General features: G+C 62.8%; 19 protein-coding genes and 2 pseudogenes. 14 read left to right on the top strand and 7 right to left on the bottom strand.

Annotated elements, in window-relative coordinates; translation table 11 throughout:
• Positions 1–26: 26 nt before the first annotated feature.
• On the top strand, positions 27–419 hold the full coding sequence (locus tag AWJ14_RS11800; protein WP_066179043.1) for a hypothetical protein: 393 nt from the start codon (positions 27–29) through the stop codon (positions 417–419).
• A 72-nt stretch (positions 420–491) separates the two neighbouring features.
• On the opposite strand, the gene AWJ14_RS11795 is transcribed toward AWJ14_RS11800, so the two are convergent.
• Both AWJ14_RS11795 and AWJ14_RS11790 read right to left on the bottom strand, forming a co-directional pair.
• Complete coding sequence (locus tag AWJ14_RS11795) at positions 492–1,298, bottom strand: hypothetical protein (RefSeq protein ID WP_066179041.1); 807 nt, start codon at positions 1,296–1,298, stop codon at positions 492–494.
• 734 nt (positions 1,299–2,032) lie between these two features.
• Positions 2,033–2,242, bottom strand: a complete 210-nt coding sequence (locus AWJ14_RS11790) for a hypothetical protein (protein WP_066179039.1) — start codon at positions 2,240–2,242, stop codon at positions 2,033–2,035.
• Between AWJ14_RS11790 and AWJ14_RS11785 the strand changes: the two genes are divergently transcribed.
• From AWJ14_RS11785 to AWJ14_RS11775, 4 genes are all read left to right on the top strand, one after another.
• Complete coding sequence (locus tag AWJ14_RS11785; protein WP_066179036.1) at positions 2,232–2,549, top strand: DUF736 domain-containing protein; 318 nt, start codon at positions 2,232–2,234, stop codon at positions 2,547–2,549. The two genes, AWJ14_RS11790 and AWJ14_RS11785, sit on opposite strands and share 11 nt — an antisense overlap.
• 502 nt (positions 2,550–3,051) lie before the next feature.
• A complete protein-coding gene (locus tag AWJ14_RS11780; RefSeq protein ID WP_066179033.1) occupies positions 3,052–3,894 on the top strand; it encodes a DUF932 domain-containing protein in 843 nt (280 codons plus the stop codon).
• A 307-nt stretch (positions 3,895–4,201) separates the two neighbouring features.
• Positions 4,202–4,405: a transcriptional regulator domain-containing protein gene (locus AWJ14_RS21925; RefSeq protein WP_083220210.1), complete on the top strand. Its 204-nt coding sequence runs from the start codon at positions 4,202–4,204 to the stop codon at positions 4,403–4,405.
• A 70-nt stretch (positions 4,406–4,475) separates the two neighbouring features.
• Positions 4,476–4,988: a DUF2285 domain-containing protein gene (locus AWJ14_RS11775; protein WP_425349627.1), complete on the top strand. Its 513-nt coding sequence runs from the start codon at positions 4,476–4,478 to the stop codon at positions 4,986–4,988.
• A gap of 70 nt (positions 4,989–5,058) precedes the next feature.
• Here AWJ14_RS11775 and AWJ14_RS11770 read toward each other — a convergent pair whose 3' ends face one another.
• The 5 genes and pseudogenes from AWJ14_RS11770 to AWJ14_RS22810 form a co-directional block, all read right to left on the bottom strand.
• Complete coding sequence (locus AWJ14_RS11770) at positions 5,059–6,063, bottom strand: S41 family peptidase (protein WP_066179027.1); 1,005 nt, start codon at positions 6,061–6,063, stop codon at positions 5,059–5,061.
• A 76-nt stretch (positions 6,064–6,139) separates the two neighbouring features.
• Positions 6,140–6,796 (bottom strand): transglycosylase domain-containing protein, encoded by a 657-nt coding sequence (locus AWJ14_RS11765; RefSeq protein ID WP_066179024.1) that lies wholly within the window; start codon positions 6,794–6,796, stop codon positions 6,140–6,142.
• An 80-nt stretch (positions 6,797–6,876) separates the two neighbouring features.
• Entirely contained in the window at positions 6,877–7,671 is a 795-nt protein-coding gene (locus AWJ14_RS11760; protein WP_066179021.1) for a hypothetical protein, read from the bottom strand.
• Positions 7,668–8,576 (bottom strand): ABC transporter ATP-binding protein, encoded by a 909-nt coding sequence (locus AWJ14_RS11755; protein ID WP_066179019.1) that lies wholly within the window; start codon positions 8,574–8,576, stop codon positions 7,668–7,670. Before AWJ14_RS11755 ends, AWJ14_RS11760 begins: the two co-directional genes overlap by 4 nt.
• Before the next feature lie 75 nt (positions 8,577–8,651).
• Positions 8,652–8,994: pseudogene (locus AWJ14_RS22810) on the bottom strand (DNA -binding domain-containing protein).
• A 134-nt stretch (positions 8,995–9,128) separates the two neighbouring features.
• Here AWJ14_RS22810 and AWJ14_RS11750 point away from each other — a divergent pair.
• The 9 genes and pseudogenes from AWJ14_RS11750 (at position 9,129) to AWJ14_RS21915 (ending at position 16,266) form a co-directional block, all read left to right on the top strand.
• On the top strand, positions 9,129–9,350 hold the full coding sequence (locus tag AWJ14_RS11750) for a helix-turn-helix domain-containing protein (protein WP_066179016.1): 222 nt from the start codon (positions 9,129–9,131) through the stop codon (positions 9,348–9,350).
• 195 nt (positions 9,351–9,545) lie between these two features.
• Entirely contained in the window at positions 9,546–9,815 is a 270-nt protein-coding gene (locus tag AWJ14_RS11745; protein WP_066179013.1) for a helix-turn-helix transcriptional regulator, read from the top strand.
• Positions 9,816–10,893 (top strand): annotated as a pseudogene (locus AWJ14_RS11740) (replication initiator protein A).
• A complete protein-coding gene (locus AWJ14_RS11735) occupies positions 10,890–11,408 on the top strand; it encodes a DUF2840 domain-containing protein (protein WP_066179010.1) in 519 nt (172 codons plus the stop codon). The pseudogene AWJ14_RS11740 and the gene AWJ14_RS11735 overlap by 4 nt, the downstream one beginning before the upstream one ends.
• Positions 11,405–11,950, top strand: coding sequence for a S26 family signal peptidase (locus AWJ14_RS11730; RefSeq protein ID WP_066179007.1), 546 nt, complete (start codon positions 11,405–11,407; stop codon positions 11,948–11,950). The genes AWJ14_RS11735 and AWJ14_RS11730 overlap by 4 nt, the downstream gene beginning before the upstream one ends.
• 67 nt (positions 11,951–12,017) lie before the next feature.
• Positions 12,018–12,353 (top strand): DUF736 domain-containing protein, encoded by a 336-nt coding sequence (locus tag AWJ14_RS11725; protein ID WP_066179004.1) that lies wholly within the window; start codon positions 12,018–12,020, stop codon positions 12,351–12,353.
• A 4-nt stretch (positions 12,354–12,357) separates the two neighbouring features.
• Entirely contained in the window at positions 12,358–13,278 is a 921-nt protein-coding gene (locus AWJ14_RS11720) for a lytic transglycosylase domain-containing protein (RefSeq protein WP_066179001.1), read from the top strand.
• Between the two features lie 388 nt (positions 13,279–13,666).
• A complete protein-coding gene (locus tag AWJ14_RS11715; protein WP_425349628.1) occupies positions 13,667–15,664 on the top strand; it encodes a relaxase/mobilization nuclease domain-containing protein in 1,998 nt (665 codons plus the stop codon).
• A 68-nt stretch (positions 15,665–15,732) separates the two neighbouring features.
• Complete coding sequence (locus AWJ14_RS21915) at positions 15,733–16,266, top strand: autoinducer binding domain-containing protein (protein ID WP_171904868.1); 534 nt, start codon at positions 15,733–15,735, stop codon at positions 16,264–16,266.
• The last annotated feature ends 23 nt before the right edge of the window (positions 16,267–16,289 follow it).

The raw sequence follows: 16,289 nt of genomic DNA, 5'->3' as shown, positions 1-16,289 counted from the left end.
CGGAACCACCGTGAAGGAGAATGTCCATGGTTGCGGCCATGCTGATGAGCGTCGTGTTGATCGCCGGGTTTTGCGTCCTGGCCTATACGCTAGCCGTCTATGCCTTGCCGTTCATGCTCGGCGTCACCGCCGCGCGGTTCGCCTATCATACCGGCGCGGGCTTCATCGGGGCGGGCCTTGTCGGTTTCGGCGCCGCCGTCGCCGCCTTCGGTGTTCTCACGCTGCGCTCACCGATCCTGCGCCTGATCGTGGCGCTCGTCTTCGCCACGCCCGCCACCATCGCGGGCTATGCGCTGGTCCACGGCGTTACCAAGGAATCTGTGCCGTCCGAAATCTGGCGGCAAATTCTCTGCATCGTCGGTGGGGCATTTGTCGGAACTTCGGCGCTGCGGCGATCGACCACGTCAGCCCGTGCCTGACTCCCCGCCAATCGCGGATATAGGGCGTGGTCGCGCGAGCGTTCTTTCGCCGCGCGACCACATTGGCGGCTATCAGAATGTTGCGGACCCTAAGGGATAGTGCCGGTTCCGCTTCATGGCCTCGCGGTGCCGCCGATCCTGCGCCCGCGCACCGTCTGGACGCACTTCGTAGTCGAGTTCCTCAAGGCAAGGCTTCGACATGTTGAAGCTGACGTTCAACTCATCGTAGCCAAGATTGTCTACATAGGTCTTCATCTTGAAGCCAGCATGCAGCGCGGCCGCAATCAACACGCCGTTCGGAACATAGGTCGGGCCGAGCTTCTCACCCTCTGGATAGCTGCACGCGAAGTTCTCCGCGATGTGCTTTAACCAGTAGCTTCCCGTTCCCTTCCGAATGGTCTTTGTCGGCGTGACCCGCCCGAGGAAAGACAGTGACGCAAGGAATGGCTTGCCGGCACCGTCGCTGAGCAGTTCCGCGCGCGCTTCCTTGAACCCGGCATTCATGTCCCGGAAGTCCTCCCAGCGGCCGTCTTCTTTCCGTCGTGGACCTCCGGAACCAATGCCCCACATCGTTAGCTTCGGCGTGCGCTCCCAGACATCGCGAAGGGCGAGCTTTGCAGCGGCGTGGTAGAAGGCTGCCGGTGAAACAGCGAAAGCGTGTTCCGCGAGATAGGCGGCAAAGAGGTCGCCGCGAACCTGAGCCGTGTTTGTTGCGCCCGCCTGCACGGCCGCCAGAGCCGTCGCGTAGGTGCGAAAGCCCAGCCCGCGGGCGATAGCCTCGCAGCGATGCGAGGATTTTACGTCAGGCAATTTGCGCGTGAGGTCGGCCTTGATCGCGCTGAGGCCATCCGTCGAAACAGGAATCGTGAGAGTAAACACGATGCATCTCCATATCGGGCCATGCTGTTCGCCGATTACGCAGCAGCCCATTGGTCGGGATGCAGGTGTTGAGATGTATTGAAACGTTGCCGTTCAGGACGTTTGACCCGGCGACAGGTCACAGGTGTCCAGCCCGATTCGTAGGATGATGTTCTTCGTACCGAATTTCAAGAGCGTTGCATTGGAGGAAGCAGAGTGTGGGCGTCCCCCTTCGGGCCGTTCATTCGGCTGCGCCGGAACCACGCCTACGGCGCGTTTCCGCCATTCGGCTTCAATCACTGACGCAAAGGGTGGCGGTGGCCATTTCGCGAATGCCCCACAGCGGCAAGGCTTCCGAGGGGCCGGTCTCAGTCGCCATCACACCGACGCCAGCAAGGATCGGGCCGCTGCGCTCGAACACGGCGAGCTGCATAGACAGGCCGGGAGACACCCTGCATCCGCATGAACCGAAGACATCGGGACGGCGGTGCGCGGCGGCCATTGGGCGCGTCGCGCGCGGATCATGCCGCGATGGTGCGGGAACAGGGTCGCATGTGCATCCGTCTCTCCCAAGGCCGAGGATTGGCCATGACGGCGAGGATCAGGATGGTGGTGCATCGGCCAGCAGAGCCAGCGCCGTTTCCGTTCTCGAGCCGTGAAGTGCGAGGGACGACCGCCATTGCCGTATTCCCCGATTTCCCGAGACGGGCGCTCCATCCGCGATCTCGATTGGCATGGGTCTGACCGAAGACCGGCTACGCCTCGCTCGTCTCCAGCAACGTCCGCCGCCAACTTTTTTCCGCCGCCTTCGGCTTTGCATCGCGATCCAAAAAGCCGTCGCCGGCCGCCTTCCACTTCGTTCCAGCCCTGACGGGTGCAGGGCCGAGCGTCCCCGGTCTCAAGACCCCCATCGAGGTCGCAATGGAGCGGCCCGACAGGAAAAGGAATACGACAATGGCGACCATCGGCACCTTCACCAAGAACGACAACGGCGCGGGCTTCACCGGCGGGGTCAAGACCCTGACCCTTAACGTCAAGGCCAAATTCGTCCTCTCCGAGGGCGAAAGCGAGCGCGGCCCCGACTTCCGCATCTTCGCCGGCGCAACCGAGTTCGGCGCGGCCTGGAAGAAAGTCGCCCGCGAGACCCAGCGCGAATACCTCTCGGTCAAGCTGGACGATCCGAGCTTCCCGGCCCCGATCTACGCCAGCCTGGTCGAAGCCGAGGATGGCAGCGGCCACAACCTCATCTGGTCCCGCCGCAACGGCGACTGAGGCCAGCCCTTCAGGAGCCCCGCCAAGAGCGGGGCTTCAACTTGATGACAAACCCCCAACCCACCTTCTCAAGGACCAAGATTCACGGAACGTCTCTGAATCGAAAAGAGAACGGATCGGAATCAAAGTAGGGTCAGCAGCGGCAAGAAGGACTTTGTCAGCAGTCTGGAGCCCCGCCAAGAGCGGGGCTTCTCTATGCTTATGGCCGCCGCCTTCAAAGAACAGGCAGATCGGTATCCCGATCGGATCGTTGTTCCGGCTTCCGCCTCCGCTTCAGCCGGCAGACTGGCTAGGGGCGCTGCCCCCGCGCGGCGCAAGGGATCGCTTACGCTCGGCCGGGCCGGTCTCCCCGGCCTTCCTCCACGTCGTTCCTTCGTTCCGTGCAGGCCGGGTGATCCCCCTCCGCCCCGGCCGCCCTTGCACCTTTCTACCCCGGTCTCGGCGACGGCCAGGGTTGCAGCGCTGCGCTGCGCTTCAACCCAAGCCCACGGAAGGAAAGAACATGTATCACCAGCTCGCCACCCGGTTCGGCCGCAATGCTCACCAGATCAGCGGGCGCGAACCGCTCGACAATGAGGCCCTGTTTCGGCACGTCCCGTCCATCTTCGCCCGCGAGGCCCATGACAGCCGCTCGGAGCGTTACGTCTACGTTCCCACCATCGACATCGTGGAGGGGCTGCGCCGGGAGGGGTGGTTTCCGTTCTTCGCCGTGCAGTCGGTTCCGCGTGACGGGAGCCGCCACGGCCACGCTAAGCATATGCTGCGCCTGCGCCGTGATGGCGGGATCGGCAAGCCGGAGGCGGCCGAAGTCATCATCGTGAACAGTCATGATGGGACGAGCGCCTATCAAATGTTCGCGGGAATGCTGCGTTTCGTCTGCACCAACAGCATGATTGCGGGCGAGCGGTTCGAGGAAATTCGCGTTCCCCACAAGGGCGGCATTCAGGATCAGATCATCGAGGGCGTCTATACCGTCGCCGAGGACTTCCCGCGCCTCATCGACACCACCGAGACGATGAAGGAGACGCGGCTTTCGCGAGACGAGCAGCGGGTTTTGGCCGAGGCCAGTCTTGTCGCCCGTTATGGCGAAGAGGAAAGCCCGGTTCAGCCGGACCAGATCATCATGCCCCGCCGGCGCGAGGATGCGGGGCAAAGCGTCTGGACTACCTTCAATGTCATTCAGGAAAATCTCATCCGGGGCGGATTGCGGGGACGCCGCCAGACGTCAGACGGCCGCATTCGCCGCACCCAGACCCGCGCCGTCAACGGCATCGACCAGAATGTCGGCCTCAATCGCGCGCTCTGGACGCTGGCGGAGGGTATGCAGCGCTTGAAGGGACTTTGACCGCAAACGCGACAGGGCCGCGGTCCCGGCGGCCCTGTCTCTTCCCGCGATCACCGGAGCGGAAAAATCGCGCCCATCCGACGTTGCGGATCGGCGGTGCGGCCATGCCCGAGATCATGGCCGCGCTCGCCGGACTACGCCCGGCTCGCAGAAACACGTAAGCACTGTTAAGAAGAAAAAACCAAGAGATTGATCGTGTTAGCCGATCTAGTTATCTCGATAGCGCGACTACAGTTGTTTTAATCGATGCTTGAAGATCTCTATCCGGGCACTGCTTTGCGTGCGCCCGAATAGAGAGGCAACGCCAATGCTGAGTATCGACTGGCGTTCTCCGGCGGCATATGAATTTGCCAACAGCATTCCCGCCGCCGGTTTCGCTTGGGAGTATCTACGCCGCGACGACGAGTATCGTCACGAATTTCAGGCCATAAGCACTTCGACCGATCCAGCCCCGGAGCGCCTGGAAGCTTTTGCGCAGCGGTGGGGATTACGATTTTCCGACCGATCCTGAAACCCCGTCAGATCGGCAGACACTGTTCTGGAGCCCAAGTCTTCAGCCGCAGGCCATACGGCTTATGCCGTTGGAGCCCCATGACGGCGAGACCGAGCCCATCATCACCCTTGCGCATCTCGACGGTCTCGACCTCCGCCAGGCTGAGGATGGCTGGCACGGCATCTGGCAGGCTGACGGCGTCGCGCATCAATTCTGGCTGCCGCACGCCGCTCCCGATGCGGCTGCCTTCTATGGCACGGTCTTGCCGGCGGACGCCTTCTACGACCTCCGCTCTCATGCGGCGCGTCGATTGGTTAAAGCAGTTCAGGGCCATGGGCCGGGGCGCGATTTCCGCGCATTGCCCGGGCAGCTCAGGCAATGGCACATCCTATCTCTGCGGGCCCTCGACGCTCGGCTTCGCGGCGAAAGCTATCGTACTGTCGCCGAAGTCCTGCTAGGCTTTCGCGGCAGTAAGGAGGATTTTGAGCTCGATCCGCGCAAGAACAAGGCCCGCCGTCTGATCGCGCACGGCATCAAAATGATGCGCGGCGGCTATCGACTGCTACTTCACTATCCCATCAAGCTCCCCAGCCGGAGATAGCGATAGAACATCACCTCTCCACGGCTTTGCCGCAACGTTTGCAATCTCTGCCGCAGGCAACGCCCGCCGGTTATTGTTGAGTCGTTTGTGGTGCGCCAGCCTCGGACCTCGCCAGCGCCACTGCAGTTTCCTGGGTGTCCTCAAGTGTTGATTGAACGTCAGGGCGCACGCCGACACCCTCCCAGTTGCTTCGCGTGACCGGATTTTCAGCCCTGCCAGTCGGCACAACGACAAAGAGGTCTGATCCGAGTTCATTAAGCCCGCCCGGATTCGCACCTCCGCGGGTGGCCGTGCCGACTACGATCGCTCGCCGAAGGGCTTGCAAGTCATATGCGAATTCCTCGCCAGCCGAATAGGTCTTCGGACCGACCAGAACATAGACCGGCTTGCCGACGTAGCGCACTGGCGTCGGCGAACTCCAGAACGATTCCGTTCTGAACGTCAACGTCCCGCGATTGCGCCAGATGAGGTCGTTGATATGGACGCGCGCACCCTGATCGAGGAAGAAGCTCGCGAGGTAGGCAACGGATGCCGGGTGCCCGCCGCCATTCTCCCGCATGTCAATGATCAGCGCGGCGGTGTCCGACAAGCTGCGCATGGCCTCGTCGGCGGCCGGATTGAAAACTTCAGGCGGAACGAACCGCGTCAAGTGAATATAGCCGATATTGCCGTCTAGCCGCTTCACCTCGAAACCGGCATCCTGCGGGCTCGCTGGCGTAGGCCGATTGGCGAAGGGCGAACCGAATATCACCCGCACATGACCGTCCTTCGTGATCGCCCGGAGTTGCTCCGTTAGCTGCATCGCAAACTGCGCTGGATCGGTGACGCCGCCATAGGCGTTTTCCGCCAGTGCCTTCTCCAGCGCCTCCGCCGCCTGCGCGCCCCGTTCCGGGAACACGTAGCCCTCCCGCAACTCGGCGGCGATACCACCGATCGTTTTGGCGACCGTTGCCCGATCCAAGGTTACGCTTTGCGCGGAGGCGGGAGGCACATCGGCTCGCGCCGCGAGAGTGCTTGCCGACAGTGAAATCGCCAAGAGGGAGACAGTAAGGAACGATGAGTAGTTATGGGACATTCAATCTCTACCTCGCGAAAAGAGCGCATGACGCTGATTAGATCAAAATAAGACCACGAATACGTTTCGTGTATCGCTACTGGCAACCCTCAAGCCAAACATCCGAAAAGCCCGCAGGCACACACGCCCCGGCTGCCAGACGCTGGATACGGGCGGCGCGTTCGTCGAGCTTGGGGTCGCTTCGAACGAGATCATAGGAGGCCGGCGCTATCAGCACCGCCGCAAGTCGGATAAACTCGGCCTCGGTCAATTCGGCTGGAGGCCGCCCATAGATCGCTGAGCTTGCCGAATGGAAACCGACCATCCAGCCATTTGGCCCCTTGCCCATTTCCAGCGTCTCCAGCCACAGGGCAAGGATCTGCTCCTTGGAAAGACGACTCTCCAGCCCTAGCGCATAACCGGTCTGGCGTATCTTGCCGATGCCGGGATGAAATTTCTCAAAGGCGAGCCGCTTGGCAGCCGATTGAGTGATGGTGGTCAGTCCAGCGCCCGGGGTGGAGAAATCAACACCGGAATGCGTTGAGAAATTCGGGTCTTCTACCGCGAGCAGAATAGCCCTATGGGCTGCCCCCAGAGAGTCGCCGCCGCGGCCTTGAGCGATCACCGCGTCGGCACGAGTGCGCAAGCTTTCTGCATCCGATAGCGCATCCCAGTATCCCTTAGCGCCATAACCGACGAGGCCGACCAGCAAGAGAGCAAATGCAACGCCCGCATATTTAAGTATCCGCATCATTCGATCTGCATGTCCCTCAGATTGGTGTTTCGTTGATCCACTCATCAAGGCTTCAGCGAGTTATATGAGTGTTTTCGCTGCTACTCGGTATTCAGAGGCTGACGCCAAAATATGAAAGACCCGGCCGCTACCGCCGCTAAAAGCCATGCCAGTAGTGTGCCGAAACCCGTGATGCCGTACGACCCCTCGGCACCTATAAAAAGCCATGCTCGCGCAGCATCGGCAGCAAAAGACGGCATGGGAACGCTGGCTATGGCAGCGCCAAAATAAGCTTGCAGGATCGAGCACGTTATCCCTACCAGAAATACTGGAACGACTGCCGCGATCATGCTCCGGAATATGATCGTGAGCGTCGCGGTAACTGCAGCAAGGGTCGCCAGTTCGAGAAAGGCGATTACAAACGCCGCACAGAGCACGAGGATGCTGCCCGCTTGGACTGGGGTTTTATTGCTGGTGCCGCCGCCGAGAAAGCTAAGCGCAGTGTTGAGGATCATGTCTCCGACGACTGTCAGAACAAGACCGATGACCATGCACAGGAGGCAAACAGCGAGTTTTGCGGCGAGGAGAGGAATACGCCCTGTCCGTGGCACGAGGTTACGCCAAGCCGAGAAGCGGTATTCGACGTAGAAGACAGAGGAAACACCGATCGCATAGAGAAGCTGTGCAATCGGATTGCCTGCGATGCCCAATGATTGCGCGGCTGACAGAAGCGCATCGGCTTGTGCTTGCGGGAGGTTTCCTGATCGTAGGACGAAAAAACTCTCCAGCGCGATCTTAAGGCCGAGTGCGGCGGCAGGAACCGACAGGAACCCCCAGAATAGAATGCCTGGCTGTCGTAGAAGCTTCAGAAGCTCTGCCGAGAGTAGAGCGCTCATTGTGGCTCTCTCCGCGTTTCCGACAGGAAGACCGACTCCAGATCGGGAGTGATCCATTTTGCTTCGAATATCCGGATGTTCGCGTTTACAAGCGCGCGAATGAGTTCAGGTGCATCGTCGCGCCCAATTCGAACATAAACTCCACCGTCACCTGCATCGGCCCGCGATGCCAAACGCTCCAGCACGGTTTGCGGTGAATCAACGTTAATCCAAAAGCGAGCTTGGCCGTCGAGCAGGCCAGCGACTTTCCCATGCGCCGCCATTCTCCCGCTCCGCAAGATCGCGACGCGCTCGCACACGCGCTCCACCTCGTCGAGGAGGTGGCTCGAAAGCAGTACGGTGATGCCGTCCCTCTGGGCTAGATCAACGATCAGCGAACGCATTTCGAGGATGCCGTCCGGATCGAGACCGTTCGTCGGCTCATCGAGAACGATAGCGTCTGGCCGGCCGACGAGCGCGCAGCCGATCCCCAGGCGTTGTTTCATCCCCAACGAGAATGCAGCTACCTTTTTGTCCGCGGCGTAGCCGATGCCAACGCGCCGCAGAATAGGCTCTACCATTGTGGCGGACTCGTTCATCCGAGCGAACATGTCCAAGTGCTCGCGTGCGGTCAGGAATGGATAGAACGCCGGGGCCTCTATCAACATGCCAAGGCGGCGTCGCGATTCCCTGCCAGCATTTTCTCCAAATATGGAAACCGAGCCGCGATCAGGGCGCACGAGGCCAGCTATGATCCGTAGCAACGTGCTCTTGCCGGCACCGTTCGGACCCAGCAGGCCGTATACGCAGCCTTGCGGAACACCAAGAGAAAGCCCATCGAGCGCCTTAAAGGCACGGACTCCCCATCCAAATCTCTTCTCGACGCCCGAGACTGTAATGGCGTCTTCCTCATTTCCAATGCTCAATAAATGATCCCGCCTCAAGCATTTCAATCCTCGTGCCGTCAATGGCGTACGGCACGAACTCATCTTCCGGTTAGCCTATAAGTGATTGTTGGCAATCTCTTGTTCGAGAATGCGTCGATAGCCTTTGTTTGCGATCCACCGGGCGCGTTCGATGTGGCCCTTCTTGCCGGCCCCGCGCGCGCCGTCGAGGGCACGCCACGGGCCTGTGGCTTTCCCAGCATCGCCTCGTCTCTACTTCATTACGGAGGGGATCGCGGTGCAGAACGATGCGCGCGACCTCCTGCCAGTCCGCGCCGTTTCGGCTGGCATCTAACAGCCGCAAATAGGTTACGTAGTGCTGTTCGTCATAGGTCGTGATATCGGGCCCCCTAGGGGCCTCATTTTCAACATCTGGATCAAGCAGAGGCCGTTCACGCATGAATTCTGCCCTTTTTTATCGAGAACGCGGACATAATGAAGCACTTCAGGACAACCCGATGAATAGCATGATCTGATACGAATGGGAATGATCGTTCCTAGAATGATCGTTCCTATGCTGGTTCCTCTTTTGTCATGGATCTCAAGGAGGTCATGGCGAGGAATCTGCGTCGGATCCGCCATGATGAAAATTTGACGCAGGAAGAACTCGCCGACCGGGCAGGCTTGAGTATGCGTTACGTCGGAGCCATCGAACGTGGCGACGTGTCCGCCAGTGTCACGGTTCTTGGCCAAATCGCCGAGGCACTTGGGATCGAGCCGGGCGAATTGCTGAAGAATACCAGCGCGCCAAAGTAGTAATCTAGGCATAGCATGTAGCCAGAAGCCCGCCGCTCCTGTCTCCGAACAGGGATTCCAGCCTGCACGCGCCGGGGTGCCGCCTGCGCATAAGCGCAAATGCGGCACGCTACCCGTCGCCGATCCCTCGCCATGGTTCGCCGTAGCCCGCTGCCACGAAGGCAGCGCGCATCACGACGAACCAGAGGTGATCCCATGGCTAACCCATTGGCGGGCCTGCCGCCACGACTCTTGCGCACGCAGGAAGCTGCTCGCTTCCTCGGCATTTCCATCCGCACTCTTGAGAAGCACCGGACCTACGGCACCGGGCCGACCTATCGCAAGATCGGCGGCCGCGTCCTATACACCATCCACGATCTCGAAGCCTGGTCGGAGATCGGAACCCGCAAATCCACCCGCAACACCAATGTCGGCACGGTTTTCCCCGCGCGTCCGCTGACGCCCGAAGAGCGGGGCAAGTGCTGAATGCTGCACGACGATCACAGCCCCGCGCAGCCGGCCGACATGAGCGAGCGCAATCACCTGGCCCCCTTCGTGGTCGCGACGGGCGACGCCAGCCCGCGCGATCAGCGCGATCTCATGGAACGGCCCTTCTTCTCGCTGGCGAAGACGCCGCGCACCAAGCCCATTTTCTACAAGGCGGCCGATGTCGAGGTGCACGTGCTCGCCATGCCCGAACACGGCATGGCGACCATCTGGGACGCCGACGTGCTGATCTGGGCCGCGTCGCAGATCGTCGCGGCCGAGAATGACGGCCTGCGCACCTCGCGCTTCTTCCGCTTCACTCCCTATCATCTGCTGCGCGCCATTGGGCGGCCCACCGGCAACCGACAATATGTGCTGCTGAAGGCCGCGCTCGCGCGCCTGCAATCCACCGTCGTCGCGACGACGATCCGAAACGGCCCGCATTGGCGGCGCCGGCAATTCTCATGGATCAACGAATGGGAGGAGATGACGACGCGCGCGGGCCGCGTCGAGGGCATGGAATTTGTCCTGCCCGAATGGTTCTACAATAGCGTCGTCGATAGCACGCTCGTCCTCACCATCGACCCGGCCTATTTCCGGCTGACGGGCGGCATTGAACGCTGGCTTTATCGTGTCGCCCGCAAGCACGCCGGCCACCAGCGCAACGGTTGGCTGTTTGATGTCGCGCATCTCCATGTGAAGTCGGGCAGCATGGCGCGCGCCTCCGACTTCGCGCTCGACCTGCGCCGCATCGCCGCCCGCCAGCCGCTCCCCGGCTACCGCCTTCAGATCGAGCGCGAGCACGGCCGCGAGCTGCTGCGCATTCGCCCTGAAACCTTGTCCACAGTGCCTGTGGATACGCCTGTGGAAACCATCGGCACATCAGGCGCACGGACCGCAGCTAAACCTATGGCCCGAAACGCGGAATCCGACTGCTAACTTAGAGTCTAACAGAGAATCTAACTTTTCATCTTTGACGCAACCGCGCGCGAGGCGTGGTGCCGGTGCCGCCCACTCCATCGCCGACGTGCTGCGCGACATGCTCGCCGACGACCACCGCCATGGAGGCCGGTCATGAGCGGCAAAGCCTCCCATCGCGCGCATGGCCGTCCGCTGCCGGACGGGCCAGCACCGTTCACCACCCTGGTCGAGCTGACCTTCGAGAAACGTAGGGTCGAGCACTGGATACGCTTCGGCCGAAAAGCCTACGAACAAATCCTCGACCGTCGCCGGAGCGTCGTCGGCTTCGCGCCCGAGAGCATCTTCGCCTTCGTTCGCTGGGCGGCCGGCGAGCATGGCACGATCGTCTCGCGCATCGACATCGTGCGCGCCATCGGCCGCGGTGAGCCGTTCCAGACACTGCCCTTCATCCGCCCCGGCGGCGATATCCTGTTGCGGCTCGACGGCTGGCCGAAGGTGCAGCGCGCACTTGCCGCGATCGATGCGGTGGAAGCTCTCGGCCTCGATCCCGCCGACGCTTCCCCCGATCACTGGCGGCACGTCCATAACCGGCTCAGCGCCGGGCTGGAGCCGGCCGCCTATACGCCAGAGCGCCATGCCGCATGGATCGGCCGCCGGAGGATCGATCCATGAGCTGCCACCGCATCTTCGCGGTGACGCTGCTCGCGGTGACCGGTATCGCCGCCACGAGCATCGCCGACATGCCGACGAAACTCCTATGGAACGTCACCGCCAGCGCGCCAGTCGGCTTCTACACCATAGAACCGGCTGACCGGCTCACTGTGCCCGAGCTGGTCGCGGTCGTGCCGCCCGAACCGCTCGCCGGATTCATGGTGGCGCGCGGCTATGTCGGTCGCGGCGTGCCGCTTCTGAAGCGTGTCTTCGGCCTGCCGGGACAGCGGGTATGCCGCTCCGGCCGCGCCATCACCGTCGATGGCGTGGAGATGGGCGACGCGCTCTACCGCGACCGGATCGGGCGCACGCTGCCGGTCTGGCAGGGCTGTCGCGTCATCGCCGACGGCCAGCTCTTCCTCATGAACATCGATGCCCGCGACAGCCTGGACGGGCGCTACTTCGGTCCCATTCCGGCCAGCGCCGTCATCGGCCGCGCGCTGCCGCTCTGGACCAACGAGGACGGCGACGGCCGCTTCGTCTGGCGAGCGCCGACGCACTGACCGCTTCCCCATCGGCGGGAGCGGTGCCCGCCGATGGCTTTCCTAACGCCACCGCACGGAGACAGTCATGCAGCAAATCGGTCAGTTCACGCGCGAAGGGTCCGGCTTCACCGGGCGCGTTCACACCCTCACGCTCTATCGCGAACTCACCATCGTTCCCGCCGATCCTTCGGACGCGGAGAATGTGCCGGACTTCCGTGTCCATCACGGAGCCGACGATGGCCCGGAGATCGGCGCGGCATGGAAACGCACCGGCGAGAAGGCCGGCGAATATCTTTCCATCCTGCTTGACGATCCGGCATTGCCGCAGCCGATCCGCGCCAACCTGTTCCGCGACGACGATGCGGGATCGTCATGGTCGCTGCACTGGACGCGCCTTAAACCGCGCGAAGAGCGGGACTGAGGCCATGCGTCATCCCGTCATCATCGCGCTCAAAGCTCGTATTCCTTTGTTCGCGGGAATGCCGTCTCATTCCTCTGTCCCGCTCGACCACAAGTCGGCCGGCGCGCGCAGCGAAGGTCAAGGGCAGCCACCGGCCGGCGCTTCGCGTGCACCCTTGACCGCAGCGAGCACGCTGGCAGGATGGCGGTTCGGTGGAGAAAGGTTGGCACGGCGCTATGCCCTCCTGATCGCGCTGGCCGTGCTGGCGTTCTCGTCCGGGCCGACTGTCACGATCGCGCAATCTGCCGTCGTCGCGCGGCCCGTCAGCGATCCGCACGGCGCGCATATCGCCGAGGCGTCGCAGCGCTTCGGCATTCCCGAGCACTGGGTTCGTGCGGTGCTGCGCGCCGAAAGCGCGGGCGATGTGCGCGCGATCTCGACGGCGGGCGCGATCGGCCTCATGCAGGTCATGCCCGAAACCTGGGCGGGCCTGCGCATGCGCTATCGCCTCGGCCGCGATCCTTACGATCCCCGCGATAACATCCTCGCAGGCACCGCCTATCTGCGCGAGATGTGGGATCGCTACGGCAATGTCGCGGCGATGCTCGCCGCCTACAATGCCGGTCCCGGCCGCTATGACGATCATCGCGCGACGGGCCGGCCGCTGCCGGCAGAAACCCGCGCCTATGTCGCCGCGCTCGTACCGTTGCTCGGCGGCGCGGCTCCGTCCGGCGATCCGGCGAAACGCGCGGATCCGCCGCCCGATTGGCGCGACGCACCGCTCTTCGTCATGCGCCCGACCGACACGCGAACAGCCGATCCAGTGCAGACCATCGGTACATCAGGCGACTCTCGCCCCACCGTCCCGGTGCGCGAGCATCGCGATGCGGAGCCGCGTGACGGCAGCATGTTCGTCGCGCGGGCCGACGACGGGAGGGCGCCATGAGGATAGCGTTCCCGCGTCCGCTTGCGCTTGGCCCGGTGCGCAGTCAGGCAAGGTCGCGCCTAGCTGCATTCCCGGTCGGAAGGGCGGAAAGGTCAGAAAAGGCGGAGGGCAAGATAAAGGAAACCGGCACCACGTCGGGCCGGTTTCAGGGCAAGCCCTTGTCTGCACACTGTTTTGGCGCGGCGGTTGCGGCACCTTCATTTTGGAGCCGGCGTGCCGCGATGTCGCGCAAAGCCTTGCCTTTGCTGGGTTTCGAGCGGCACCATAGCCCGAAATCGGGCCGTTTCCCCGCTCTGGACGCCTTCGGGCCGGAGGCGCGGGTTTGAGCGACGACGAGGAGTTTTGCTTCCGCCCGAGGCCCGGGCGCGTCCGCAGTGATGCCCCCAAGATGGGCAAGGCCAAGAGCTTTCTCACGCAGGCGAAGAAGATCGCCCGCCAGCAGAGCAACAGCCCGTCGCGTTCGTCGGGATCATCATCGCAGCGCGCCCGCACGCAGGCGTCGGCCAAGGGCGGCAAGGCTTCGCGGGCGAGCGGCGCACCGGGCCTGAAACGGGGACGTGGCGCGGCCTTCGTGCGCGCCCGAACCTTGTCGGGCGGATGGAAGCACAGCAGCCCCGGTCAGCGACGCGTCGTCGTCAAAACCCGCTACGTCCAGGGCGCGGGAAAGAATGGCAAATCCGCCGCCCATCTTCGCTACATCCAGCGTGACGGCACTTCCCGCGATCGCGAGCAAGGCCAGCTCTATTCGGCGACCGACGACCGCGCCGACGGCGCTGCCTTCGTCGAGCGCGGTGCGGACGATCGCCACCAGTTTCGGTTCATCGTTTCGCCCGAGGATGGCGCAGACCTTTCCGATCTCACCGCCTATACGCGCGACCTCATTGCTCAGGTGGAAACCGATCTCGGCACCCGGCTCGATTGGGTCGCGGTCAATCACCACAACACCGGCCATCCCCACGTCCATGTCATCGTGCGCGGCAAGGACGAGTTGGGCGAGAACCTCGTTATCAACGGCGACTATCTCGCCAACGGCATCCGCGAGCGGGCGAGCGATCTGGCGACGCTCGAACTCGGTCCCGTCACCGAGATCGAGCAGAGCCGCAAGCTCTCGGCCGAGATCGATCAGGACCGCTTCACCCGTATCGACCGCGCCATGTCCGAGGAAGCCGAAGACCGCTTCCTCGACCTGCGCCATGAGGCGGCCGATCATCGCCGCCGGTTCGACCGCACGCTGCGCCTGCGCCGTCTCGGCAAGCTGGAGAAGATGGGCCTCGCCACCGAGCACGCGCTCGGCGTCTGGGAATTGAGCGAGCGGATGGAACCGGCGCTGCGCGAGCTGGGCGAGCGCGGCGACATCATCCGAAATATGCACAAGGCGCTGAAGGCAGACGGATTGGAGCGAGATCCGATGACGTTCCAGATTCACGACGCTGCGCTCGAAGTCGCGATCACCGGCCGCGTCGTCGATAAATATCTCACTGACGAGCTGGGCGAGAACCTGACCGTCGTGGTCGACGGCGTGGACGGGCGCACCCACCATATCGCCGGCATCGATCCAGCCCGCGTCGAGGATACGCGGATCGGCAGCGTCATCGAGATCGGCCCGGCCGAGACGGCGAGCCGGCCATCCGATCGGACCATCGCAGGCATAGCCGAGGGCGGCGTCTATCGGCCGAGCCGCCATCTCGAACAGGCGAGGTTCGAAGGCCGTGTTCCGGGCGGCGACTATGAGGGCTACGTCGATGCCCATGTGCGCCGACTGGAGGCGCTGCGCCGCGCCGGAATCGCCGAGCGGATCGACGCCGACCAGTGGCGCATCCCCCAGGACTTCGAGAGCCGCGCCGCCGCCTATGACGCCGGCCGCAACCGGCAGGCCAATATTCGCATCCTCTCGGCCGCCCGACTCGAACAGCAGATCGGCGCGGACGGCGCGACCTGGCTCGACCGCCGGCTGGTGACGCCCGACGCTTCCAACCTCGCGCCGGCCGGCTTCGGCCAGCAGGTTCGCGACGCGATCGACCGCCGCCGCCAGCATCATATCGACCATGGCGATGCTTCGCTCGGCCCGAACGGCGGCACGCTCTACCGGCGCAACCTTCTCGCCACGTTGCGCGCACGGGAGATCGAACGCATCGGCGGCGAGCTGGCTGCAAGCAAGAACCTGCCCTTTCGCCCCGCCTCTGACGGCGAGACCATCGCGGGCAAGTTCACCGGCACCGTCCAGCTATTGAGCGGCAAATTCGCCCTAGTCGAGCAGAGCCACGAGTTCACGATGGTCCCATGGCGGCCGGTCATCGACCGCCAACTCGGGCGCGAGGTCAGTGGCGTCGTTCAAGGCGGATCGGTGTCGTGGCAGTTGGGGCGGCAACGCGGCTTGGGACTATAAGGCACGGTTGCTGTAGCCGGGCAATACATGCAGCATCTCCCGACGGGCAGGCCGGGAGGAGATGTGCGATGATTGTGCTGCAAGACGCTGTACGGAGGCTAGAGAACGTCAAGTTTGAGAACCAGATACAATCTGTTCTGATGGAAATATCTACAGAGATCGATGCCGCTAATATTGCTTATATGGCTGATGGCGCATTAGCGCCTGCTGATGATCCGATTCGATACGTTACATATTCAAGGGAATGGGAAGGCCGTTACTTTGATCGTGGTTATCTGGGAATCGACCCGATTGCCGACGGCATCACCAGGAAGCTGCCGTTTGATTGGCAGGCAGTTGCCAGCACGGCCTCGCTGCGCTGGCTATTTGCGGAGGCAGAAAGCTTCGGCGTTGGGCGGCAAGGAGTGTCTGTACCGATGCGGGGAGCCTCCGGGGAGCGAGCGCTTATAACGCTGACATCATTTCATTCCTGCCGGGAGTGGGAACAAAAAAGATGGCGCTACCAGGCGTTTGTTTCCGCGCTTGCTCCTTACCTCCATGAAGTCGCATTCCTGCTTCATGCACGGGAGCCTAAAGCGTGTCGCATCTATTGTGCCTCATAGCCTGCAGCCTTGAAGAAGTTTCG

It is taken from the genome of Parahoeflea olei (assembly GCF_001703635.1).
Lineage (GTDB): Bacteria > Pseudomonadota > Alphaproteobacteria > Rhizobiales > Rhizobiaceae > Hoeflea > Hoeflea olei.
This window is presented reverse-complemented; position numbering and strand designations above follow the sequence as displayed.